Source organism: Rhodococcus sp. Eu-32 (assembly GCF_003336925.1).
Classification (GTDB): domain Bacteria; phylum Actinomycetota; class Actinomycetes; order Mycobacteriales; family Mycobacteriaceae; genus Rhodococcoides; species Rhodococcoides kyotonensis_B.
The window spans coordinates 1-601 of the sequence record NZ_QGNK01000056.1 but is presented as its reverse complement, the minus strand read 5'-3'; the positions used below and the strand labels follow the sequence as shown (position 1 = coordinate 601).

The window sequence follows — 601 nt, the reverse complement described above, 5'->3', positions numbered from 1 at the left end:
TATACGATTACACATCCTGTCCCGATTTCTGCGGGTTTGTGTCACCGGAACACTGGCGCAATGTCGGCAGTTTTTGCGCCGCGCCGCCCTCCACGTAAGCGCGCAGTTCTGGCAACCGGACAGCAAATCATTCTGCCGTTTTCGTGCCACAGCTGTTCCGCGCGATCGACAAACTGGCAGTCGGGGAATTTCACGAAGTGCGCACTCATACAAACTACACTTCGTTTCGTTTGTCGTGCGGTCTGCGACGCTCAAAAAACCGAGAAACGGCGGGAATTTTCGGGACAGGATGTGGGAATGTCGGACCGCGCACGCGCACTCAGACATTCCCCACCTGGTCAGGGCTTCGCCCCGACACCCCAAAGGTCAACGGCCTGACGCGCCCTGGCGGGCTTGTCTGCTCCCGGCATCCGCTCACAGACAAGCTGTGACCGTCTCCGGGAGCTGCATGTGTCAGCGGTTTTCACCGTCATCCCCGAAGCGTGCGAGGCAACTGCGGTAAAGCTCATCGGCGTGGTCGTGAAGCGATTCACAGATGTCTGCCTGTTCATCCGCGTCCAGTTCGTTGAGCTTCTCCAGCAGCGTTAATGTCTGGCCTCTG

At 58.4% G+C, this 601-nt stretch carries 1 protein-coding gene; it reads right to left on the bottom strand.

Features of this window, described 5'->3' with window-relative positions; translation table 11 throughout:
• Window positions 1-453 precede the first annotated feature (453 nt).
• The coding region (locus DK926_RS26280; RefSeq protein ID WP_114332835.1) for a Rop family plasmid primer RNA-binding protein at window positions 454-601 on the bottom strand (148 nt) is incomplete at its 5' end.